We start from the raw sequence: 653 nt of genomic DNA, 5'->3' as shown, positions 1-653 counted from the left end.
GGCCGGCCGTAAGCAGTTGCCGCAGCGTCGCGTCCGCGCCGGGATCGCCGAGCGACGCGAATTCGACGCGCGTAACCGCGCCGTTCGCGCCGATCCACGCGCGCACGACGATCGCGGGCGGCGGCGCATCGGCGCTCGCGTTCAGCACGCGTGCCTCGAGATACTGGTGCAGACGATCGGCCGCGTCGCCGTCGCCCTCGAGCCACGTCTGGAACTGCTGCCCGGCGAGTTGTCCGTAGCGGATCCACGTTGGCGGCACGTCGACCGTCTGTGCGACGGCCGCCACGGTGCACACCGCCAGCGCCCATGCGACGACGATCGTCCGCCACACTCCGGATGCGCTCCACTCCTGCATTCGTTTCATTCCACCTCCCGTTTCGATGGTGCGCCGTCGTGCTGCACTGCGTCGCCCGTTCGCTCCATCAGCCGATCTCGATCGGTACATACAATCGCGTGCCGCCACGCTGGACGAGCAGCGCGACGTTACCGTGCGCGGCATCGATCTCGGTCATCAGCGCTCCGATGTTCGCGACCGGCGTGCCGTTGACCGACAGCACGATATCGCCGGGCTGCAACCCCGCACGGGCGGCCTGGCCGCTCGCCTGCTCGACGACGAGCGCCTGGCCGACGCCGAGCCGCTGGCGCTGCTGCTA

General features: G+C 69.8%; 2 protein-coding genes. Both read right to left on the bottom strand.

Annotated elements, in window-relative coordinates:
- Positions 1-364, bottom strand: a 364-nt coding sequence (locus G3O06_RS48535; protein ID WP_205820492.1) for a YbaB/EbfC family DNA-binding protein, incomplete at its 3' end; no start/stop codon positions are given.
- 58 nt (positions 365-422) lie between these two features.
- Positions 423-557 (bottom strand): hypothetical protein, encoded by a 135-nt coding sequence (locus G3O06_RS50140; protein ID WP_346779607.1) that lies wholly within the window; start codon positions 555-557, stop codon positions 423-425.
- Positions 558-653: the final 96 nt, after the last annotated feature.

It is taken from the genome of Burkholderia sp. Ac-20345 (assembly GCF_017104825.1).
Lineage (GTDB): Bacteria > Pseudomonadota > Gammaproteobacteria > Burkholderiales > Burkholderiaceae > Burkholderia > Burkholderia lata_B.
This window is presented reverse-complemented; position numbering and strand designations above follow the sequence as displayed.